Below are 18,782 nucleotides of genomic sequence, written 5' to 3' on the forward strand. Positions count from 1 at the left end.
GGCCGAACCGGCCGGAGCTGCAGCACCGGCGGAGCCGGCGCCTGCCTTGATCAGTGCCTCTTTGAGCCGGCGGGCCACGGGGGGCTCGATGCTCGAGGACGGGCCCTTGACGAACTGGCCCATCTCTTTGAGGGTTGCAAGGGCGACCTTGCTGTCGACGCCGAGCTCGGCGGCGACTTCATGTACACGTGGTTTTGCAGCCACAATTCTCCTGTCTGGGGTCTACCCAGACAGGGCAGACCATTAATAGCGGACGGGTCTCATTTCGAGCCGCTCATCAGTTGTCACTCATGGGTTCACGGTGCCGTTCAGCCTGTTCTCTAATGTCGTCACGTCGAGGACTCCCTCGACGCGGAGCGCACGCCCGAATGCTCGTCGCGTGACCGCGATCCGGAAGCACTCGGGTGAGGGATGCAACCATGCGCCTCGCCCGGGAAGAGTGGCCGTCTCGTCGACGACCAAGACATGTTCCTTGGCAACGACCCGCAGTAATGCGGACCGCGTGGCGCGCGCACGACATCCGACGCACGTTCTAACGGGTTCCATGCTACTCCATATTCCCTGGGCGCCGATCGAACGACGCCCGGGAACGCTTGCGATCAGTCTCCGTCGAGGATGCTGTCGGGCTGGATGTCGATCTTCGCGCCAGTCAGCTTCGCGGCGAGCCGCGCGTTCTGGCCCTCCTTGCCGATGGCCAGCGAGAGCTGGTAGTCGGGCACGAGCGCCCGCACGGCCTTGAGGGCGGGGTCGATCACGAAGGCGCTGGAGACCTTGGCCGGCGAGAGCGCGTTGGCGACGAAGGTCGGCAGGTCGTCGGAGTAGTCGACGATGTCGATCTTCTCGTTGCCGAGCTCGCTGGTCACGGCACGCACGCGCTGGCCGAGCTCGCCGATGCAGGCGCCCTTGGCGTTGACGCCCGGCTCGGTGGCCCGGACGGCGATCTTGGTGCGGTGACCGGCCTCGCGGGCCAGCGACACGATCTCGACGACGCCGCTCGCGATCTCCGGCACCTCGAGCGCGAAGAGCTTGCGCACGAGCGACGGGTGGGTGCGCGAGACTGTGATCTGCGGGCCCTTCGGCCCCTTGGCCACGCTCGTGACGTACACGCGGATGCGGGATCCGTGCGCGTAGTCCTCGCCCGGCACCTGCTCCTCGGGAGGCATGATGGCCTCGATGGTGCCCAGGTCGACGTGGATCATCTTCGGGTTCGGGCCCTGCTGGATGACTCCGGCGACGATGTCGCCCTCGCGGCCCTTGAACTCGCCGAGCACCTTGTCGTCGCCGATGTCGCGGAGCCGCTGGTTGATGACCTGCTTGGCCGCGAACGCCGCGATGCGGCCGAAGTCGCTGGGGTTCTCCTCGGCCTCGCCGATGACCACGCCGTCCTCGTCGTGCTCCGGCACGAAGATCGAGATGTGCCCGCTCTTCCTGTCCAGGTGCACGCGCGCCGACGGGGTGCCGTCCTCGTTCGCGAGGGGGCGATCGGTGTGCTTGAGGAAGGCGGTCAGGATCGCCTGCTCGATGATGCCCACGAGCTCCTCGAAGGGAATCTCTCGTTCACGCTCCAAGAGGCGTAAGACGCTGAGGTCGATGTCCACTTCCGGCCTCCTCTGTTCAGATCTGTGTGCCGATGTCTCCGGCAGTCAAACGGAAAGACTACCGGAAGCTGTCGGCCACGGCATCCAGTTCGACCTGCGTTCGCTCTCCGCTTCTGCGATCCCACAGTTCGACGACCCCGTCAGCGACCCCGCGCCCGACGATCACGATGCGCGGGACGCCGATCAGCTCGGCGTCGCCGAACTTCACGCCGGGCGACACCTTGGGCCGGTCGTCGAAGAGCACGTCGAGGCCTGCGCCCTCGAGATCCTGGACCACGGACTCGGCCGCCTGGTAGATCTCCGGGTCTTTCCCCGTGGCGATCACGTGCACGTCGAAGGGGGCGACGGCGGGCGGCCAGATGAGGCCGCGGTCGTCGTTGTTGAGCTCGGCGATGATGGCCAGGATGCGCGTGACGCCGATCCCGTACGACCCCATCGTCACGGTGACGAGCTTGCCGTTCTCGTCGAGCACCTTGAGCCCGAGCGCCTCGGCGTACTTGCGGCCGAGCTGGAAGACGTGACCGATCTCCATGCCGCGGGCGAGCTCCACCGGCCCGGAGCCGTCGGGCGCCGGGTCTCCCGCGAGCACCTCGGCGGCCTCGACCGTGCCGTCGGCGGTGAAGTCGCGGCCGGCGACCAGGCCGAAGACGTGCTTGCCGTGCACATTGGCACCGGTGATCCAGCCCGAACCGTCGACCACGCGGGGGTCGACGACGTAGCGGATGCCCGTGCTCGACTCCTCGCCGAGCACGGCACCCTCGGGGCTCCACGGGCCGATGTAGCCCTTGACCAGCCCGGGGTGCTTGGCGAAGTCGGCGTCGGTGGCCGGCTCGATCTCGGCGGGGGCGAAGGCGACCTCGGCGCGCTTCAGGTCGACCTCCCGGTTGCCGGGGAGCCCGACCACGACGAGCTCGCGGCTGCCGTCGAGGTGGGTGAGGGCGAGCACGACGTTCTTCAGCGTGTCGGCCGCGGTCCAGGACCGGCCGTCGGGACGCGGGTGGGCCTCGTTCGCACGGTCGACCAGCGCCTGGATCGTGGGGGTGTCGGGGGTGTCGAGCACCTCGGCCGGGGTGAGCCCCTCGAACGAGCGCGACTCGGGGACGAGGGTCGTGAAGGCCTCGACGTTCGCGGCGTAGCCGCCGGCGGAGCGGACGAAGGTGTCCTCCCCCACGGGCGTCGGGTGCAGGAACTCCTCGCTCTTGGAGCCGCCCATGGCGCCCGCGTCGGCCTTGACGATCACGTACTCCAGGCCCAGGGCCGTGAAGATGCGCTCGTAGGCGTCGCGCTGCGCCTGGTACGACGCATCCAGCCCCTCGTCGGTGTAGTCGAACGAGTAGGCGTCCTTCATCGTGAACTCGCGGCCGCGCAGGAGGCCGGCACGGGGACGCGCCTCGTCGCGGTACTTGTCCTGGATCTGGTAGATCGACAGGGGCAGATCCTTGTAGCTGGAGTAGAGGTCCTTCACGAGCAGCGTGAAGACCTCCTCGTGCGTGGGGGCCAGCACGTAACCGGCCTCCTTGCGGTCGGACAGGCGGAACATGCCGGGCCCGTACTCGTCGTACCGGCCGGTGACCTCGTAGGGCTCCTTGGGCAGCAGCGCCGGGAAGTGCACCTCGAAGGCGCCCGCGGCGGCCATCTCCTGGCGCACGATCGCCTCGATCTTGGCCTTGACCCGGAGGCCGAGCGGCAGCCACGCGAAGATGCCCGGCGCCTGGCGCCGGATGTAGCCGGCACGCACCAGGAGGCGGTGGCTGGTGACCTCGGCGTCCGAGGGGTCTTCGCGGAGGGTTCGGAGGAAGTACGACGACAGGCGAATAGGCACGGAACGAGTGTACCGAGGAGCGCCGGCTCCCTCCGCTCCTCCACAGCGACGCCCGGTCGGCGGCCTGTCCACAGATTCGCCCGTGATGGGCCGCCGATGAGTCGGGATGCTTAGCCTCGCCCCATGGACACACTCACCCAGTTGCGGGCCGCCTCGCCCTACCTGCAGCGCTGTTCGACGCCGATCGGGCGGATCGAGGTCGCCAGCGACGGCAAGTCGATCACCGCGGTCGCTCTTGAACGCCACGGCGCCCTGCCGCATGACGGGCTCGCGTTCGATTCCACGGCGGTCGCCGACGAGGCCGTGGCCCAGCTGCTGGACTACTTCGAGGGCAGCCGGAAGTCGTTCTCGGTGCCGATCACCCAGCACGGCACGCCCTTCCAGCGCTCGGTCTGGAACCGGCTGGCGGCGCTCAGGTGGGGCACCGCGACGACCTACGGCGCGATCGCCGCCGCGGTCGGTCGGGCCGGATCGGGTCGCGCCGTCGGCGGAGCGATCGCCTCGAACCCCACTCCCCTGTTCGTCGGCTGCCACCGGGTGCTCTCGGCCTCCGGTGCCGTCACCGGGTGGAGCTGGGGCGAAGGGGTGCGCACGAAGGCCTGGCTGCTCGACCTCGAGGGGGTGCCGCACTCCCCCTGACCGCTGACACCTGACACCGGGCCTCTGGCACCTGACACCGGGCCGCAACGCTCGCCAGGCGATCGGGCCGAGCTCAGACCTCGAGCACCAGCTCTTGCCCGTCCAACGACAGCCGCTGGCCGACGGTCCGGCCCCAGCCGATCAGCTCGTCGACCGAGGCGAAGTCCGCCCCGTGCTGCACGATCGCGCGCACGAGCTCGCCCTTGCCCTTCTTGTTGAAGTGGTTGAGCGCTCGGCGCGCTCCGTCGTCGCCGACGCTGACCACCCTGAGGTAGTACGACTCCGGCACCGCGACCGGCACCGGCCCGAGCGCGACGTAGGCCTCCGAGCGCAGGTCGAGCACGAGCTCGCTCGCGTGTGCGGCCAGCTCCTTCGACAGCGAACCCGCCCAGGTCGCCTTCACCGAGGGCGCCTCGAGCCGCGAGTCGTGCGAGAGCCGGTACGCCGGGATCGGGTCCCCGGCCGCGATGAGCCCGAACAGCGCCGAGTGGATGCGGACGTGCTCCGCGGCGAAGGCCCGCGCCGCCGCGTCCAGTCCCGGCGCATCCAGGGCCTCGTAGAGGACCCCGGTGTAGCGGTCCATGGCGGGCATCGTGGGAGCCCTCCGCAGCATCCGGTCGCGGTCGACCTCGAAGGCGAGCTTCGGCCCGAGCTTCAGGCGCGCCATGGCCTCCTCGGGGTTCCGCGCGAGCTCGCCGACGCGGCGGACGAGGGCTCGCCGAGTCGCGGTGAGCTTCGGATGCGCGAGCTGCGCGAGATCCAGCGGAGGCCCGTCGCCGCCGTCGCGCTTGGTCTCGGACGGGGGCAGCAGGATGAGCACGTCTTGCGTCCTTCCACGCGAAAACCGCCGTGCCCGCTCCGGAGAGCAGGCACGGCGGTCTCGACAGGTGTTACTTGATCAGTTCGGCGTCGCGGGCGACGATCGTGACGGTGTCGTTCTCGACCGAGAGGAAGCCGTCGTCGGCACGCGCCACGAGGCGCTCACCGGTGCTCGCGTTCACGCGCACCTCGCCGGCGGCGAGGATCGCGAGCAGCGGCTCGTGACCGGCGAGGATGCCGATCTCGCCCTCGACGGTCTTCGCGACGACCATCGAGGCCTCGCCGGCCCAGATCTGCTGGTCGGCGGAGACGACGCTCACGTTGAGGGAACCAGCCATGATCAGCCGTTCTCCTTCTGGATCTGAGCCCACTTCTCTTCGACGTCCGTGATCGGGCCGACGTTGAAGAACGCCTGCTCGGCCACGTGGTCGAACTCACCCTTGGTGATCGCGTCGAACGACTCGATCGTGTCCTTGAGCGGAACGGTCGAACCCTCGACACCGGTGAACTTCTTCGCCATGTAGGTGTTCTGCGAGAGGAACTGCTGGATGCGGCGGGCCCGCGACACGGTGATCTTGTCTTCCTCGGAGAGCTCGTCGACACCGAGGATGGCGATGATCTCCTGCAGCTCCTTGTTCTTCTGGAGGATCTGCTTGACGTTGGTCGCCACGCGGTAGTGGTCGGCGCCCAAGTACCGGGGGTCCATGATCCGCGACGTGGAGGTCAGCGGGTCGATGGCCGGGTACAGACCCTTCGACGCGATCTCACGGGAGAGCTCGGTCGTCGCGTCGAGGTGCGCGAAGGTGGTCGCCGGGGCCGGGTCGGTGTAGTCGTCGGCCGGCACGTAGATCGCCTGCAGCGAGGTGATCGAGTGACCACGCGTCGAGGTGATGCGCTCCTGGAGCACACCCATCTCGTCGGCGAGGTTCGGCTGGTAGCCCACGGCCGAGGGCATGCGGCCCAGAAGGGTCGACACCTCAGAACCGGCCTGGGTGAAGCGGAAGATGTTGTCGATGAAGAGCAGCACGTCCTGGTTCTGCACATCGCGGAAGTACTCCGCCATCGTCAGAGCCGAGAGTGCCACGCGGAGACGCGTTCCCGGCGGCTCGTCCATCTGGCCGAAGACGAGGGCGGTCTTGTCGAACACGCCCGCCTCCTCCATCTCGTGGATGAGGTCGTTGCCCTCACGGGTACGCTCGCCGACACCGGCGAACACTGACACACCACCGTGGTCCTGCGCGACGCGCTGGATCATCTCCTGGATGAGGACCGTCTTGCCGACGCCCGCACCGCCGAACAGGCCGATCTTTCCACCCTGCACGTACGGGGTCAGGAGGTCGATCGACTTGATGCCGGTCTCGAAGAGGTTGGTCTTCGACTCGAGCTGGTCGAACGCCGGGGGACGACGGTGGATGGGCCACCGCTCGGTGATCTCGATCTTCTCGCCGGGCTCGGCGTTGAGCACCTCGCCGATGACGTTGAACACCCGGCCCTTGGTGACGTCGCCGACGGGCACCGAGATGGCGGCACCCGTGTCGCGCACCTCCTGGCCGCGGACCAGTCCGTCGGTCGGCTTCAGCGCGATGGCACGGACGAGGTCGTCACCCAGGTGCTGGGCGACCTCGAGCGTGATCTCGGTCGACGTGTCGCCGATCGTGATCGTGGTCTTGAGCGCGTTGTAGACCTCGGGGATCGAGTCGTGGGGGAACTCGATGTCCACCACCGGCCCGGTGACGCGCGCAATACGGCCGACGCCGGGCGTGGCCTCCGCCTGGACTGGCGCGGTAGCAGTGTCAGTCATTGTGCTTTCTCTTTTCTTCGTTCAATTCTTGGCGGAGGCCAGTGCGTCGGCCCCGCCCACGATTTCGGAAATCTGCTGCGTGATCTCGGACTGGCGCGCGTTGTTGGCAAGGCGCGTGTAGTCGCGGATCAGGTTGTCGGCGTTGTCGCTGGCCGACTTCATCGCCTTCTGACGTGCCGCGTGCTCGGCGGCCGCCGACTGCAGCATCGCGTTGAAGATGCGGCTCTCGACGTAGATCGGGAGGAGCGCATCCAGAACGGTCGCGGCGTCGGGCTCGAACTCGTACAGCGGGTACACGTCGTTCGTCGGGGCCTCGGGGGCCGCGCCCTCGACGATCTCGAGCGGGAGCAGACGGGTCACCTCGGGAACCTGGGTGACCATGCTGACGAAGCGGTTGTACACGAGGTGGATCTCGTCCACGCCGCCGTCGTCATCGAGGTTGTAGGCCTCGACGACCGCGTCGGCGATCTCCTTCGCGGTGCCGAACTCGGGCTGGTCGGTTCCGCCGGTCCACGACTTGACGGCCGCACGACGACGGAAGCCGAAGTACGCCACGGCCTTCCGGCCGACGAGGAAGTACTCGACCTTCTTGCCCTCGCTCCGCAGGAGCTCGGCCAAGCTCTCCGCCTCCTTGAGGATCGAGGAGGAGAAGGCGCCGGCGAGACCGCGGTCGGAGGTGAAGATGACGATCGCTGCCGTGTCGAGCTTCTCGCGCTCGCTGGTCAGCGGGTGCTCGACGTTCGAGTAGGTGGCGACCGCGGAGACCGCACGCGTGATGGCCTTGGAGTAGGGCGCCGAGGCGGCGACCCGCTGCTGAGCCTTCTGGATGCGCGAGGCGGAGATCAACTCCATCGCCCTCGTGATCTTCTTGGTCGTCTGGGCCGACTTGATCTTCGACCGGTAGACCCTGAGCTGTGCACCCATGGCTTAGCGGCGACCCTTGACGATCTTCTCCTGGCCGACGTCGCCCTTGTCGGTGGCGACGAACTCTTCCTTGCCGACCGAGGCGAGCGGCTTGCCCTCACCGGTCTGGAACTCGAGCTTGAAGTCGTCGACAGCCTTCTCGAGGGCCTGGACGGTGTCGTCGCTCAGCACGTTGGTGTCGCGGAGCGTCGTCAGCACCTCGGTGTTGCGACCGAGGAAGTCGAGGAACTCGGCCTCAAAGCGGAGGATGTCCTCCACCGGGACCTCGTCGAGCTTGCCGTTGGTGCCGGCCCAGATCGAGACGACCTGCTGCTCGACCGGGAAGGGCGAGTACTGCGGCTGCTTCAGCAGCTCGGTGAGGCGGGCGCCTCGGGCGAGCTGGCGGCGCGACGCCGCATCCAGGTCGGAGGCGAACATCGCGAAGGCCTCGAGCGAGCGGTACTGGGCCAGCTCGAGCTTCAGCGTTCCGGAGACCTTCTTGATCGACTTGACCTGTGCGTCGCCGCCGACTCGGGAGACCGAGATGCCGACGTCGACCGCGGGACGCTGGTTGGCGTTGAACAGGTCGGACTGGAGGAAGATCTGGCCGTCGGTGATCGAGATCACGTTGGTCGGGATGTAGGCCGAGACGTCGTTCGCCTTGGTCTCGATGATCGGGAGCCCCGTCATCGAGCCGGCGCCCAGCTCGTCCGACAGCTTCGCGCAACGCTCGAGGAGACGCGAGTGCAGGTAGAACACGTCACCGGGGTACGCCTCCCGTCCCGGCGGACGACGCAGCAGCAGCGACACGGCGCGATAGGCCTCGGCCTGCTTGGAGAGGTCATCGAAGATGATCAGGACGTGCTTGCCGCCGTACATCCAGTGCTGGCCGATGGCCGAGCCGGTGTAGGGGGCGAGGTACTTGAAGCCGGCCGGGTCGGAGGCGGGCGACGCCACGATGGTGGTGTACTCCATCGCTCCGGCGTCTTCGAGCGCGCCCTTCACCGAGGCGATGGTCGAGCCCTTCTGGCCGATCGCGACGTAGATGCAGCGCACCTGCTTGTTCGTGTCGCCGGACTCCCAGTTGGCCTTCTGGTTGATGATCGTGTCGATCGCGATGGCCGTCTTGCCGGTCTGGCGGTCGCCGATGATCAGCTGACGCTGGCCACGGCCGATCGGGATCATGGCGTCGATCGCCTTGATGCCGGTCTGCATGGGCTCGTGCACGCTCTTGCGGGCCATGACGCCGGGCGCCTGCAGCTCGAGCTCACGACGACCCTCGGCGACGATCTCACCGAGACCGTCGATCGGGTTGCCCAGCGGGTCGACCACGCGGCCGAGGTAGGCGTCGCCCACGGGGACGGAGAGGACCTCTCCGGTGCGGGTGACCTCCATGCCCTCTTCGATGCCGGTGAACTCACCGAGCACGATGACACCGATCTCGTCCTCGTCGAGGTTCTGGGCGAGGCCCAGGGTGCCGTCCGAGAAACGGATGAGCTCGTTGGCCATCACGCCGGGCAGGCCCTGCACGTGGGCGATGCCGTCGGCGGCGTCGATGACGTAGCCGACCTCGGTGGTCGCTGCTTTGCCGGGCTCGTACGCCGCGACGAAGTCCTTGAGGGCGTCGCGGATCTCATCCGGGCGGATCGTAAGTTCAGCCATCGTTTTCCCTTTTCTGTGGGGTATCACCCCAGTGTGTTCCGGTGCCCGCCGATTAGCCAGCGAGCTGAAGTCTCAAATCGTTGAGCCGCGTCGAGACGCTGCCGTCGATGACGTCGTCGCCGACCTGGATGCGCACCCCACCGACGACGGAGGGGTCGATCACCTGGTTCAGCTGGATCGTGCGGCCGTGCCGGGTGGCGAGCACCCGTTCCAGCCGCTGGAGCTGTGCCGCGCTCAGCGGCGCGGCCACGACGACCGTGGCCACCTGCGAGCCCGACTGGTCGGCCACGATGGCCGAGGCGTACCGCAGCAGTTCGCCGATCCGGCGGCCGCGCGGCTGGGTGACAAGCTGGCGCACGATCGCGAGGGTCTGCTCCGAGGCCCGGCCGCCGATCAGGCGCTCCACGAGGGAGCGCTTCTGATCGACCGATCCGAGCTTCGACCCGAGCGCGAGCTCGAGGTTCGCGTCGGTCGTGACCGCGCGGCTGAACTCGAACAGCTCCGAGTCGATCGCCGCGGAGGCCGGTGCCGAGGAGGCGACGGCACGGATGCCGAGCTCCTCGATGCCGGCCAGCAGGTCTTTGTGGCTCGACCAGCGGCTGGTCGCCACCGCATCCAGCAGCTCGACGGTCACCGGCGAGTACGCCGGGCCGAAGAGCTGCTTGACGAGCGCCGTCTTGGCCGAGGCCTCGGCCCCGGGGTCGGAGAGTGCTCCGAGCAGGTGTGACGAATCACCGATGATCCGACCAGCGGCGAAGAGCTCTTCTCCCGTGGCCAGATCGACCTTGGCACCCAGGCCCGCGAGGCGGGTCGTGGCCTGCTCAAGGGCTACTCTGGTCGCGCTACCCATGTGGTTACTTCTTTCCCGAGGTGTCGGCGGTCTCGAGGTCGGCGAGGAAACGGTCGACGAGCGCCGTGGCCTTCTGATCGTCGGAGAGGGACTCTCCGATGACGCCGGACGCGAGGTCGATGGCGAGGCTGCCCACCTCGGTGCGCAGCGAGACGAGGGCCGACTGGCGCTCCGCCTCGATGGCGACCTGGGCGTTGGCCTTCACGCGCTCGGCGTCGGTCTGGGCCTGGGCCTGGATCTCCGAACCGATGCGCTGGGCGTCGGCACGGGCCTGTTCGCGGATCTTGCCGGCCTCGGCACGCGCGTCGGCGAGCTGGGCGGTGTACTGCTCGAGAGCGGCCTCCGCTTCGCGCTGGGCGACGTCGGCCTTCTCCATGTTGCCCTCGATGGCGGCGGACCGCTCGTCGAGCAACTTCTTCATGCGCGGCAGAACGAGCCGCCAGAAGAAGAAGAGGATGACGACGAAGCACACGGCCGACCAGATGATGTCGTACGGTTCGGGAAGCAGCGGGTTCGCCGGGGCTTCGCCTTCGGTGGCCGCTACGAGAATCGTCTGAAGCATGGTGCCTCCTTCCTAAGGATGAAAGAGGTCTAGAAGCCGAAGATGAAGCCGGTGGCGATACCGATGAACGCGAGTGCCTCGGTGAACGCGATACCGATGTACATCAGCACCTGGAGACGGCCGGCCAGCTCGGGCTGACGGGCGACGCCTTCGATGGTCTTGCCGACGACGATGCCCACGCCGATGGCCGGGCCGATTGCGGCGAGGCCGTATCCGACGGTGGCGATGCTACCGGTGACCTCGGCGAGGATGGCTGTGTCTGCCATTGTTGTTCCCTTTCGTGATGGTGGAGCAGGCGGGTGCCTGGCGCCGTTAGTGTTCGTCAGCCAGCGCGAGCTGGATGTAGACCGTGGTGAGAAGAGCGAAGACGTAGGCCTGGAGGACTGCGACCAGGACTTCGAACAGCGTGAAGACGAAGCCGAACGCCAAGGTGCCGACACCGAACAGACCGTAGAAGATGCTGGTCTGGGTGGCGGTGAACAGGAAGAACTGGGTGGCCGAGAAGAACAGCACCAGGAGCAGGTGCCCGACCAGCATGTTCATCAGCAGTCGGAGCGTCAGCGTGACGGGCCGGAGGATGAAGGTCGAGACCAGCTCGATCGGCGTCACGATGATGTAAAGCGGCCAGGGCACTCCGGGCGGGAAGAGCGCGTTCTTGAAGAAGGCACCCGGGTGCTTGCGGATACCCGCGTACATGAACGCGAGCCACGCCACCACGGCCAGCACCAGCGGCATGCCGATGAGGCTGTTCGACGAGATGTTCATGAACGGGATGATGCCGGTCAGGTTCGCGAAGAGCACGACGAAGAAGATCGTGGTGATCAGCGGGAGGAAGCGGCGTCCGTCCTTCTTGCCGAGCAGGTCCTCCGCGATGTTCACGCGAGCGAAGTCCAGGCCCATCTCGACGATGCTCTGGAAGCGTCCGGGGACGACCTTCATGCGTCGCGTGCCGATCCAGAAGATCAGCACGATCGCCAGCATCGCGATGAAGCGGATGAGGATGATGCGGTTTATTTCGAACGGGGTACCAGCGAAGAAGATGGCGTCCGGGAAGAACTCGTCGATGGACGGGCCATGGAAACCGCCATCGTCGGAGGTTGCCATCGGGGCTAGCAGGTTCACAGCGTTAGCTATCAGCGCTATCTCCTGTTTCGGGGCGTGGAACTTTCAGAGTTCTCGCGGCGACGAACGGGTGGGGGGTGTGCTGCCTCCGGGCGCGGAAGGCGCTTTGCGGCAGCGGAACGAACTCCGCAAGCCTATCAATACTTAGGTCGTCCTGACTAATCGGCAGGGCCTCATTCATCGCCGGGAAGCCGCACGTCCGAGGCGTAGGGAAGCCGCGTGCGCGCCACGACGACCACGTCGACCGCGAGCGACCCGACGACCGCGACGACGATGCTCGCGAAGAGCGCGACGTCGTTGACCCAGGGCTGTCCGCGCAGCAGCAGCACGAGCACGATGAAGAGCACGAACTTCACGATCCAGGAGCCCAGGACGATCGCGAAGAACAGCGTCGTGTAGATCGGCGACGCCGTGAAGCGGTTGGCCACCAGGATGCTGCCGGCCGTGATTCCGGCGAACACGAGCACCATCACGGTGCCGACCAGTGCGCTGATCGCGGCGGGCCAGCCGTCGACGAGGTAGCCGATCACTCCCCCGACCACGGCGATGACGAGCGCCAGGATCGCGTCGTAGCGCAGGATCCTCGCGAAGACCTTGTTCGAGGACGGGGTCGGGTAGTTCCCCTTGATGACGGGATCGGTCACGGTCTAGAGCTCCTTGATGTCGTCGGCGGCCGCATCCAGCGGGTCGTCCACGGCTTTGATGTCGGCTTCGAGGGTACCCGCATCCGCGGACTGGGCCTCGATCTCGCGCCGCTTGAGCGGGCTGAGCGGGGCCAGGGTGAAGCCGGCGCAGACGATGATGCCCACGGCGAGGAAGATGAAGGCCGGCCAGTACGGGTCGAGCACGAAGAACAGCAGGCAGCCGACCGAGATGACAGTGGTCCAGGCGTAGAAGATCAGCACCGCCCCGAGGTGGCTGTGGCCCATGTCGAGCAGGCGGTGGTGCAGGTGCTTGCGGTCGGCGCTGAACGGGCTCTTGCCCGCCCGGAGCCGCCGGATGACGGCGAGCCCGAAGTCGAGCAGCGGGATCACCAGGATCGCGAACGGCAGCAGGATCGGGATGAACGCCGGCAAGAGCTGCGACCGCCCGAGCTGCGCCGGGTCGACCTGGCCCGTCACGGCGATCGCGCTCGTGGCCATCAGGAGTCCGACCAGCAGGGCGCCCGCGTCGCCCATGAAGAGCTTCGCGGGGTGGAAGTTGAGCGGCAGGAAGCCCGCGCAGGCGCCGATCAGGACGGCGGTGATGAGCGAGGCGAGGTTGAAGTAGTCGGTCGGCGAGGTGTCCTGCGCGAGCAGGTAGCTGTAGATGAAGAACACGCCGTTGGCGATCAGCGCGACGCCGGCCACCAGACCGTCCAGCCCGTCGATGAAGTTGATGGCGTTCATCACCAGGACGACGGCCAGGATCGTGATGGCCAGCGACATCCCGCTCGACCCGATCGTGAGACCGCCGATCGGCAGCGAGACGATCTGCACGCCCTGCCAGGCCAGGAGACCTGCCGCGATGATCTGGCCGGCGAGCTTGGTGAGCCAGTCGAGGTCCCAGATGTCGTCCGCGACACCGATCAGCACGATGATCAGGGCCGCGCCGAGGATGGCCCAGACCTTCCCGGGTTCGGCGAAGACGAGCCGGAACCAGCTGATCTGCGAGGCCACGGCGATCGCGATCACCACGCCGAGGAACATCGCGATCCCGCCGAGCCGGGGCGTGGGGCGGGTGTGCACGTCGCGTTCGCGGATCTTCGGGTAGAGCCGGTAGCGGTGGCTGAGCTTGTAGATCACCCAGGTCAGGATGAAGGTGACGACCGCCGACACCGCGGCGACGAGCAGATAGAACCGCATGCCTCAGGCGCCGGAATCCGCGAGCCGGTCGCCGATCACCTGGCGGAGCCGCCACTCCGAGACCGCGCCCTGCCGCACGATGCGGAGGGTGCCGTCGGCGGCGGTCGCGTCGACGATGGTCGAGGCGAGGGCCTCGCGGCGCTCTCCCCCGTCGAGGTACACCGAGACGCTGTCGCCCAGCATGGCGACGGCGGCGTCGGCCGTTGTGGCGGCGGGTTCGCCGGTGAGGTTGGCGCTGGAGACCGCGAGCGGCCCCGTCTCGGCGAGGAGTTCGAGCGCGATCGGGTCGGACGGCATCCGGAGCGCGACCGTGCCCCCGGTCTCCCCCAGGTCCCAGACCAGCGACGGGGTGGCCTGCAGGATCAGCGTGAGCCCGCCCGGCCAGAACGCGTCGACCAGCGCTCTGGCGGCATCCGGGATGTCGGTGGCCAGGGCGTCGAGCGTGGTCAGCGCCGGGATCAGCACCGGAGGCGGCGACTGCCGCGTGCGCCCCTTGGCGTCGAGCAGGCGCTGCACGGCACGGGCGTTGAAGGCGTCGGCGGCGACCCCGTAGACCGTGTCGGTCGGCAGCACGACGAGCTCGCCGCGGCCGAGGGCGGCCCTCGCGAGCCGCATTCCGGTGAGAAGCTCCGTCGGTGCAGAGCAGTCGTAAGTGGCAGCCATCTCGCCCCCCATGATAGCGGGGACGCCCACGGCTCCCGTGCGCCGCGCTAGCGGTTGACGCGGCCCCGGCCGAAGATCAGCCACAGGATCGAGCCGAGGATGGAGAGGAAGAACGCCACGAGGATCCAGACGAACTTGCCGAGCCCGCCGTGATTCGGGTTCTTCACGATCGACACGACCGTGACGATGAAGATGATCAGGCCGACGATGCCGAAGGTGAAGCTGATGGGTTCCATGGATGATCAGCGTAGTGCCGTCGTGGCCCGGTCGCGTCCGGTGAGGTCGCGGTGGGTCGCCACGGCGCGCCAGCCGTCGGCCTCGAGCAGCGCGCGGGCGCCGGGGCCCTGCAGGTCGCCGTGCTCGATCACGAGGTGGCCGCCGGCGTGCAGCAGCCGGCGCGCGGTCGCGGAGACCTCGCGCACGACGTCGAAGCCGTCCTCGCCGCCGTAGAGCGCGGCCTCGGGGTCGTGCAGGCGCACCTCGGGGTCGCGCGGGATCATGCCGGACGGGATGTAGGGCGGGTTGGAGACCACGACGTCGACCGTGCCGTCGAGCTCGGGCAGCGCGTCGGCCAGCCCGATGAAGACGAGCCGGGCGTTCTCGGCGCCGGTGCTCCGCAGGTTCTGCTTGGCCCAGATGAAGGCCTCGGTCGAGTTCTCGACGGCGACCACCTCGGCGTGCGGCACCTCGGTGGCGAGCGAGAGCGCGATGGCCCCGCTCCCCGTCCCGAGGTCGACCGCGAGCGGACGGGATCCGGGGGCCGGGACGACCGCGCGCAGGGCATCGATCGCGAGCCCGGCGACGAACTCGGTCTCCGGCCGCGGCACGAAGACGCCCGGGCCGACGGCCAGCTCGAGCGAGCGGAACCAGGCGGAGCCGGTGATGTGCTGCAAGGGCTCGCGCGCGGCGCGGCGCTCGACCGCCTCGATGATCGCGATCGCATCCTCGACGCCGAGCGGAGCATCCGTCACCGTGAGCGACTGGACGCGGCCGCGCGAGGCGCCGAGCACGTGGCCGATCAGCAGCTCGGTGTCGACCTGCGGATCGTTCACCCCGCTGGCGGCGAGGATCGCGACCGAGCGCTCGGCGAGCGAGCGCACCGTGACCGGTCGGTCGAGGGCGGTGTCGGTGGTCACCGGCTCAGCCCTCGCTCCCGATGGCCGCGAGCCGGCTCTCCTCGTCGGCCGTGATGGCCGACTGGATGATCGGCTCGAGCGCGCCGTCCATCACCTGGTCGAGGTTGTAGGCCTTGTAACCGGTGCGGTGGTCGGCGATCCGGTTCTCCGGGAAGTTGTAGGTGCGGATGCGCTCGGAGCGGTCGACCGTGCGGATCTGGCTCTTGCGCGCGGCCGAGGCCTCCGCATCCAGCTCTTCCTGCTGCTTCGCCAGGATGCGCGCACGGAGCACCCGCATGCCGGCCTCGCGGTTCTGCAGCTGGCTCTTCTCGTTCTGCATCGAGACCACGATGCCCGTGGGCAGGTGGGTGATGCGCACGGCGGAGTCGGTGGTGTTGACCGACTGGCCGCCGGGGCCGGAGGAGCGGAAGACGTCGATCTTGAGATCGTTGGGGCTGATCTCGACCTCCTCGGGCTCGTCGACCTCAGGGAAGACGAGCACGCCGGCGGCGGAGGTGTGGATGCGCCCCTGCGACTCGGTGGCCGGCACGCGCTGCACGCGGTGCACGCCGCCCTCGTACTTCAGGTGCGCCCAGACACCCTCGGCGGGGTCGGTCGAGCGGCCCTTGACCGCGATCTGGACGTCTTTGTAGCCGCCCAGGTCGCTCTCGGTGCGCTCGAGGAGCTCGGTCTTCCAGCCCTTGGACTCGGCGTAGTGGAGGTACATGCGCAGCAGGTCGGCCACGAAGAGCATGCTCTCCGCACCGCCCTCGCCGGCCTTGATCTCCATGATCACGTCACGGGCGTCGTCGGGATCGCGCGGGATGAGCAGACGCCGGAGCTTCTCCTCGTTCTCGGCGAGGCTCGCCTCGAGGGCCGGGACCTCGTCGGCGAAGCTCTCGTCGTCCTTCGCGAGCTCACGCGCGGCCTCGAGGTCTTCGATGCTCTGCGACCAGGCGGTGTGCGCCGCCACGATCCGGCTGAGCTCCGCGTAGCGGCGATTGACCCGCTTGGAGCGCGCCGGATCGCTGTGGAGCTCCGGATCGGAGAGCTGCCGCTGCAGGTCGTCGTGCTCGGCCTGCAGTGCGGCGACCGATTCGAACATCACTCGCCCTTGTGGCCGTGCCCGTTGTTGCCCTGGGTCGGCGTGGGCATCGACTTCTGCACCTGCATCAGGAACTCGACGTTCGACGAGGTCTCCTTCAGCCGGCTCAGCACGATCTCGAGGGCCTGCTGCTGGTCGACGCCGGCCAGGGCGCGACGCAGCTTCCAGGTGATCTTGGTCTCGTCGGCGCCCATCAGGAGCTCCTCACGGCGGGTGCTCGACGCGTTGACGTCGACGGCCGGGAAGATGCGCTTGTCGGCGAGCTGACGCGAGAGGCGGAGCTCCGAGTTGCCGGTGCCCTTGAACTCCTCGAAGATGACCTCGTCCATCTTGGACCCGGTCTCCACCAGTGCGGTGGCGAGGATCGTGAGCGATCCGCCGTTCTCGATGTTGCGGGCGGCACCGAAGAAGCGCTTCGGCGGGTACAGCGCCGAGGCGTCGACACCACCGGAGAGGATGCGGCCGGACGCCGGGGATGCGAGGTTGTACGCGCGGCCCAGACGGGTGATCGAGTCGAGCAGCACGACCACGTCGTGACCGAGCTCGACGAGTCGCTTGGCGCGCTCGATGGCGAGCTCGGCGACCGTCGTGTGGTCTTCGGCGGGGCGGTCGAAGGTCGAGGCGATGACCTCGCCCTTGACCGTGCGCTGCATGTCGGTGACCTCTTCGGGGCGCTCGTCGACGAGCACGACCATGAGGTGGACCTCGGGGTTGTTCGTCGAGATCGCGTTGGCGATCTGCTGCAGCACGATGGTCTTGCCGGCCTTGGGAGGAGCGACGATCAGGCCGCGCTGGCCCTTGCCGATCGGGGCGACGAGATCGATGATCCGCTGCGTGAGCTTGCCCGGCTCGGTCTCCAGGCGCAGGCGCTCCTGGGGATAGAGGGGGGTCAGCTTGCCGAACTCGACGCGGTTCTGCGCCTCTTCGACGGGCAGGCCGTTGATCGACTCGATGCGCACGATCGCGTTGTACTTCTGGCGGCCGCTGCCGTCGTTCTCGCGCGGCTGACGGATCGAGCCGACGATCGCGTCGCCCTTCCGCAGGTTGTACTTCTTGACCTGGCCGAGCGAGACGTAGACGTCGCTGTTGCCCGGGAGGTAGCCGCTCGTGCGGACGAAGGCGTAGTTGTCGAGGATGTCGAGGATGCCCGCCACCGGGATGAGCACGTCGTCCTCGGAGATCTCGGGCTCGATCTCGTCGCCACCGGTCTGGCCGCGGCGCTTGCGGTCGCGGTAGCGGTTGCGCGCTCCGCGCTCGCTGCGATCGCCCTCGGGGCCGTTCAGGTCGTCGCGCTGGGCGCGGTTGCCCTGCTGCGCACCGTTGTTCTGGCCTGCCTCGCGGTTCTGCGCCGATTCACGCTGGCTCTCGCGCTGGCTGGGCTCGCCACGGCCGCGCTGGTTCTGGCCGCGGTCGTCGGTCTGCTCCTGCTTCGGCTCGGCGGCGGCCTGGTTGCGACCGTTGCCGTTGCCCTGGTTGCCGTTGCCGGCGTTCTGGTTGCCGTTGTTCTGGCCGGCGTTGCCGTTGTTCTGGTTGCCCGTGCTCTGGCCGCCCTGCGCATCCTGACCGGCGGTGTCACCGGAGTCTTTGGCGTTGCGGTTGCGGTCGCGGCGGTTGCGCCCACGGCCGCGGCCCTGGCGCTCCTCGCCGGACTGGCGCTCGTCGCCGGACTGCTCCGAAGCCTGCTCGCCGGCCTGCTCGCCCGACTGGTCGGCGGGCTGCTCGTCGCGCACGGCGGCCGAGTCGTTCTCCGGCGCGGTGGCGGGGACGAGCTCGTCGATCGAGTTGTCGGTGGTGTTGACGTGACCGCCGGCGCTGACGCGCTCGGTGGTGACGCGGCGCGACCGGCGCTTGGGCGAGACGGGGCCCTCGGGCAGCTCGATGACGATCTGCTCCTTGGGCGCGGCAGCCGCGGCGGGGGCCGAGCGGAGGAGCTCGTCCGGAACGATCGGGCCGTCGACCGGAGCGGCCTCGGCAGCGGGGGCCTCGGCGGCTGCCGGAGCCGCCTCAGGCGCAGCAGCGGCCTCGGCGGGCGCCTCGGCGGCAGCGGCCTCGAAGTCGAGGGTGATGGCGTCGGGGAGCGCGTCGACCGCGCCCGCCTGCACCGTACGGATGGCCTCGATCAGGTCGCCCTTGCGGAGCTTGGAGGCTCCGGCCATGCCGAGTGAGGCGGCGATCGCCTGCAGCTCGGAGACTTTGAGGCTCGAGAGATCGGGCTGAGTGTTGACGTCTGTCACGGAATTCGTGTCCTTCCCCTGTCAGCTACGAAAAGCCAGGCAG

General features: G+C 68.3%; 21 protein-coding genes. 1 reads left to right on the forward strand and 20 read right to left on the reverse strand.

The window, feature by feature from the left end; all coding sequences use genetic code 11:
• From HSO01S_RS18300 to HSO01S_RS07705, 4 genes are all read right to left on the reverse strand, one after another.
• Positions 1-204: translation initiation factor IF-2 N-terminal domain-containing protein (locus HSO01S_RS18300; RefSeq protein ID WP_157078960.1), on the reverse strand; the 204-nt coding region annotated here is incomplete at its 3' end.
• Positions 205-288: 84 nt separating this feature from the next.
• On the reverse strand, positions 289-546 hold the full coding sequence (locus HSO01S_RS18305) for a YlxR family protein (protein ID WP_084361449.1): 258 nt from the start codon (positions 544-546) through the stop codon (positions 289-291).
• Positions 547-599: 53 nt separating this feature from the next.
• On the reverse strand, positions 600-1,598 hold the full coding sequence (gene nusA, locus HSO01S_RS07700; protein ID WP_066040111.1) for a transcription termination factor NusA: 999 nt from the start codon (positions 1,596-1,598) through the stop codon (positions 600-602).
• A 58-nt stretch (positions 1,599-1,656) separates the two neighbouring features.
• Positions 1,657-3,420 carry a proline--tRNA ligase gene (locus HSO01S_RS07705; protein WP_157078961.1) on the reverse strand — a complete coding sequence of 588 codons (1,764 nt, stop codon included), beginning with the start codon at positions 3,418-3,420 and terminating at the stop codon, positions 1,657-1,659.
• A 123-nt stretch (positions 3,421-3,543) separates the two neighbouring features.
• On the opposite strand from HSO01S_RS07705, the gene HSO01S_RS07710 reads away from it, so the two are divergent.
• On the forward strand, positions 3,544-4,059 hold the full coding sequence (locus HSO01S_RS07710) for a methylated-DNA--[protein]-cysteine S-methyltransferase (protein ID WP_245635934.1): 516 nt from the start codon (positions 3,544-3,546) through the stop codon (positions 4,057-4,059).
• 73 nt (positions 4,060-4,132) lie between these two features.
• Here HSO01S_RS07710 and HSO01S_RS07715 read toward each other — a convergent pair whose 3' ends face one another.
• The 16 genes from HSO01S_RS07715 to rho form a co-directional block, all read right to left on the reverse strand.
• Positions 4,133-4,879, reverse strand: coding sequence for a YaaA family protein (locus HSO01S_RS07715; RefSeq protein ID WP_066040113.1), 747 nt, complete (start codon positions 4,877-4,879; stop codon positions 4,133-4,135).
• Between the two features lie 70 nt (positions 4,880-4,949).
• The gene (locus tag HSO01S_RS07720) at positions 4,950-5,216 is read right to left on the reverse strand and encodes a F0F1 ATP synthase subunit epsilon (RefSeq protein WP_066040114.1); all 267 of its coding nucleotides are present in this window, start codon (positions 5,214-5,216) and stop codon (positions 4,950-4,952) included.
• Between the two features lie 2 nt (positions 5,217-5,218).
• Entirely contained in the window at positions 5,219-6,679 is a 1,461-nt protein-coding gene (gene atpD / locus HSO01S_RS07725) for a F0F1 ATP synthase subunit beta (protein WP_066040116.1), read from the reverse strand.
• Between the two features lie 21 nt (positions 6,680-6,700).
• Positions 6,701-7,603: a F0F1 ATP synthase subunit gamma gene (locus HSO01S_RS07730; protein WP_066040118.1), complete on the reverse strand. Its 903-nt coding sequence runs from the start codon at positions 7,601-7,603 to the stop codon at positions 6,701-6,703.
• Between the two features lie 3 nt (positions 7,604-7,606).
• Entirely contained in the window at positions 7,607-9,244 is a 1,638-nt protein-coding gene (gene atpA / locus HSO01S_RS07735) for a F0F1 ATP synthase subunit alpha (protein ID WP_066040122.1), read from the reverse strand.
• A 52-nt stretch (positions 9,245-9,296) separates the two neighbouring features.
• A complete protein-coding gene (locus tag HSO01S_RS07740) occupies positions 9,297-10,094 on the reverse strand; it encodes a F0F1 ATP synthase subunit delta (RefSeq protein ID WP_066040125.1) in 798 nt (265 codons plus the stop codon).
• Positions 10,095-10,098: 4 nt separating this feature from the next.
• Positions 10,099-10,656 (reverse strand): F0F1 ATP synthase subunit B, encoded by a 558-nt coding sequence (locus HSO01S_RS07745; protein WP_066040129.1) that lies wholly within the window; start codon positions 10,654-10,656, stop codon positions 10,099-10,101.
• A 29-nt stretch (positions 10,657-10,685) separates the two neighbouring features.
• Positions 10,686-10,922: an ATP synthase F0 subunit C gene (gene atpE, locus HSO01S_RS07750; RefSeq protein WP_066040131.1), complete on the reverse strand. Its 237-nt coding sequence runs from the start codon at positions 10,920-10,922 to the stop codon at positions 10,686-10,688.
• Positions 10,923-10,968: 46 nt separating this feature from the next.
• Positions 10,969-11,760 (reverse strand): F0F1 ATP synthase subunit A, encoded by a 792-nt coding sequence (atpB, locus tag HSO01S_RS07755; protein WP_174522975.1) that lies wholly within the window; start codon positions 11,758-11,760, stop codon positions 10,969-10,971.
• A 191-nt stretch (positions 11,761-11,951) separates the two neighbouring features.
• Positions 11,952-12,422, reverse strand: coding sequence for a Cg1360 family ATP-synthase-associated protein (locus tag HSO01S_RS07760; protein WP_066040135.1), 471 nt, complete (start codon positions 12,420-12,422; stop codon positions 11,952-11,954).
• Positions 12,423-12,425: 3 nt separating this feature from the next.
• Positions 12,426-13,622, reverse strand: coding sequence for an MraY family glycosyltransferase (locus HSO01S_RS07765; protein ID WP_066040137.1), 1,197 nt, complete (start codon positions 13,620-13,622; stop codon positions 12,426-12,428).
• Positions 13,623-13,625: 3 nt separating this feature from the next.
• On the reverse strand, positions 13,626-14,285 hold the full coding sequence (locus tag HSO01S_RS07770; RefSeq protein WP_066040726.1) for an L-threonylcarbamoyladenylate synthase: 660 nt from the start codon (positions 14,283-14,285) through the stop codon (positions 13,626-13,628).
• Between the two features lie 47 nt (positions 14,286-14,332).
• Positions 14,333-14,521: a PLDc N-terminal domain-containing protein gene (locus HSO01S_RS07775; protein ID WP_066040139.1), complete on the reverse strand. Its 189-nt coding sequence runs from the start codon at positions 14,519-14,521 to the stop codon at positions 14,333-14,335.
• A 6-nt stretch (positions 14,522-14,527) separates the two neighbouring features.
• Positions 14,528-15,421, reverse strand: a complete 894-nt coding sequence (gene prmC / locus HSO01S_RS07780) for a peptide chain release factor N(5)-glutamine methyltransferase (protein ID WP_066040141.1) — start codon at positions 15,419-15,421, stop codon at positions 14,528-14,530.
• 4 nt (positions 15,422-15,425) lie between these two features.
• Positions 15,426-16,505, reverse strand: coding sequence for a peptide chain release factor 1 (gene prfA, locus HSO01S_RS07785; RefSeq protein WP_066040143.1), 1,080 nt, complete (start codon positions 16,503-16,505; stop codon positions 15,426-15,428).
• Positions 16,505-18,739 carry a transcription termination factor Rho gene (gene rho / locus HSO01S_RS07790; protein ID WP_066040145.1) on the reverse strand — a complete coding sequence of 745 codons (2,235 nt, stop codon included), beginning with the start codon at positions 18,737-18,739 and terminating at the stop codon, positions 16,505-16,507. Before rho ends, prfA begins: the two co-directional genes overlap by 1 nt.
• Positions 18,740-18,782: the final 43 nt, after the last annotated feature.

It is taken from the genome of Herbiconiux solani NBRC 106740 (genome assembly GCF_001571005.1).
GTDB classification, from domain to species: Bacteria; Actinomycetota; Actinomycetes; order Actinomycetales; family Microbacteriaceae; genus Herbiconiux; species Herbiconiux solani.

Bases quoted from the DNA above. Each gene is read 5' to 3' on its own strand.
- HSO01S_RS18305 (WP_084361449.1), bottom strand. From the start codon at position 546: ATGGAACCCGTTAGAACGTGCGTCGGATGTCGTGCGCGCGCCACGCGG.
- HSO01S_RS07710 (WP_245635934.1), top strand. From the start codon at position 3,544: ATGGACACACTCACCCAGTTGCGGGCCGCCTCGCCCTACCTGCAGCGC.
- HSO01S_RS07720 (WP_066040114.1), bottom strand. From the start codon at position 5,216: ATGGCTGGTTCCCTCAACGTGAGCGTCGTCTCCGCCGACCAGCAGATC.
- atpD (WP_066040116.1), bottom strand. From the start codon at position 6,679: ATGACTGACACTGCTACCGCGCCAGTCCAGGCGGAGGCCACGCCCGGC.
- HSO01S_RS07730 (WP_066040118.1), bottom strand. From the start codon at position 7,603: ATGGGTGCACAGCTCAGGGTCTACCGGTCGAAGATCAAGTCGGCCCAG.
- atpA (WP_066040122.1), bottom strand. From the start codon at position 9,244: ATGGCTGAACTTACGATCCGCCCGGATGAGATCCGCGACGCCCTCAAG.
- HSO01S_RS07740 (WP_066040125.1), bottom strand. From the start codon at position 10,094: ATGGGTAGCGCGACCAGAGTAGCCCTTGAGCAGGCCACGACCCGCCTC.
- HSO01S_RS07745 (WP_066040129.1), bottom strand. From the start codon at position 10,656: ATGCTTCAGACGATTCTCGTAGCGGCCACCGAAGGCGAAGCCCCGGCG.
- atpE (WP_066040131.1), bottom strand. From the start codon at position 10,922: ATGGCAGACACAGCCATCCTCGCCGAGGTCACCGGTAGCATCGCCACC.
- atpB (WP_174522975.1), bottom strand. From the start codon at position 11,760: ATGGCAACCTCCGACGATGGCGGTTTCCATGGCCCGTCCATCGACGAG.
- HSO01S_RS07765 (WP_066040137.1), bottom strand. From the start codon at position 13,622: ATGCGGTTCTATCTGCTCGTCGCCGCGGTGTCGGCGGTCGTCACCTTC.
- HSO01S_RS07770 (WP_066040726.1), bottom strand. From the start codon at position 14,285: ATGGCTGCCACTTACGACTGCTCTGCACCGACGGAGCTTCTCACCGGA.
- HSO01S_RS07775 (WP_066040139.1), bottom strand. From the start codon at position 14,521: ATGGAACCCATCAGCTTCACCTTCGGCATCGTCGGCCTGATCATCTTC.
- prfA (WP_066040143.1), bottom strand. From the start codon at position 16,505: ATGTTCGAATCGGTCGCCGCACTGCAGGCCGAGCACGACGACCTGCAG.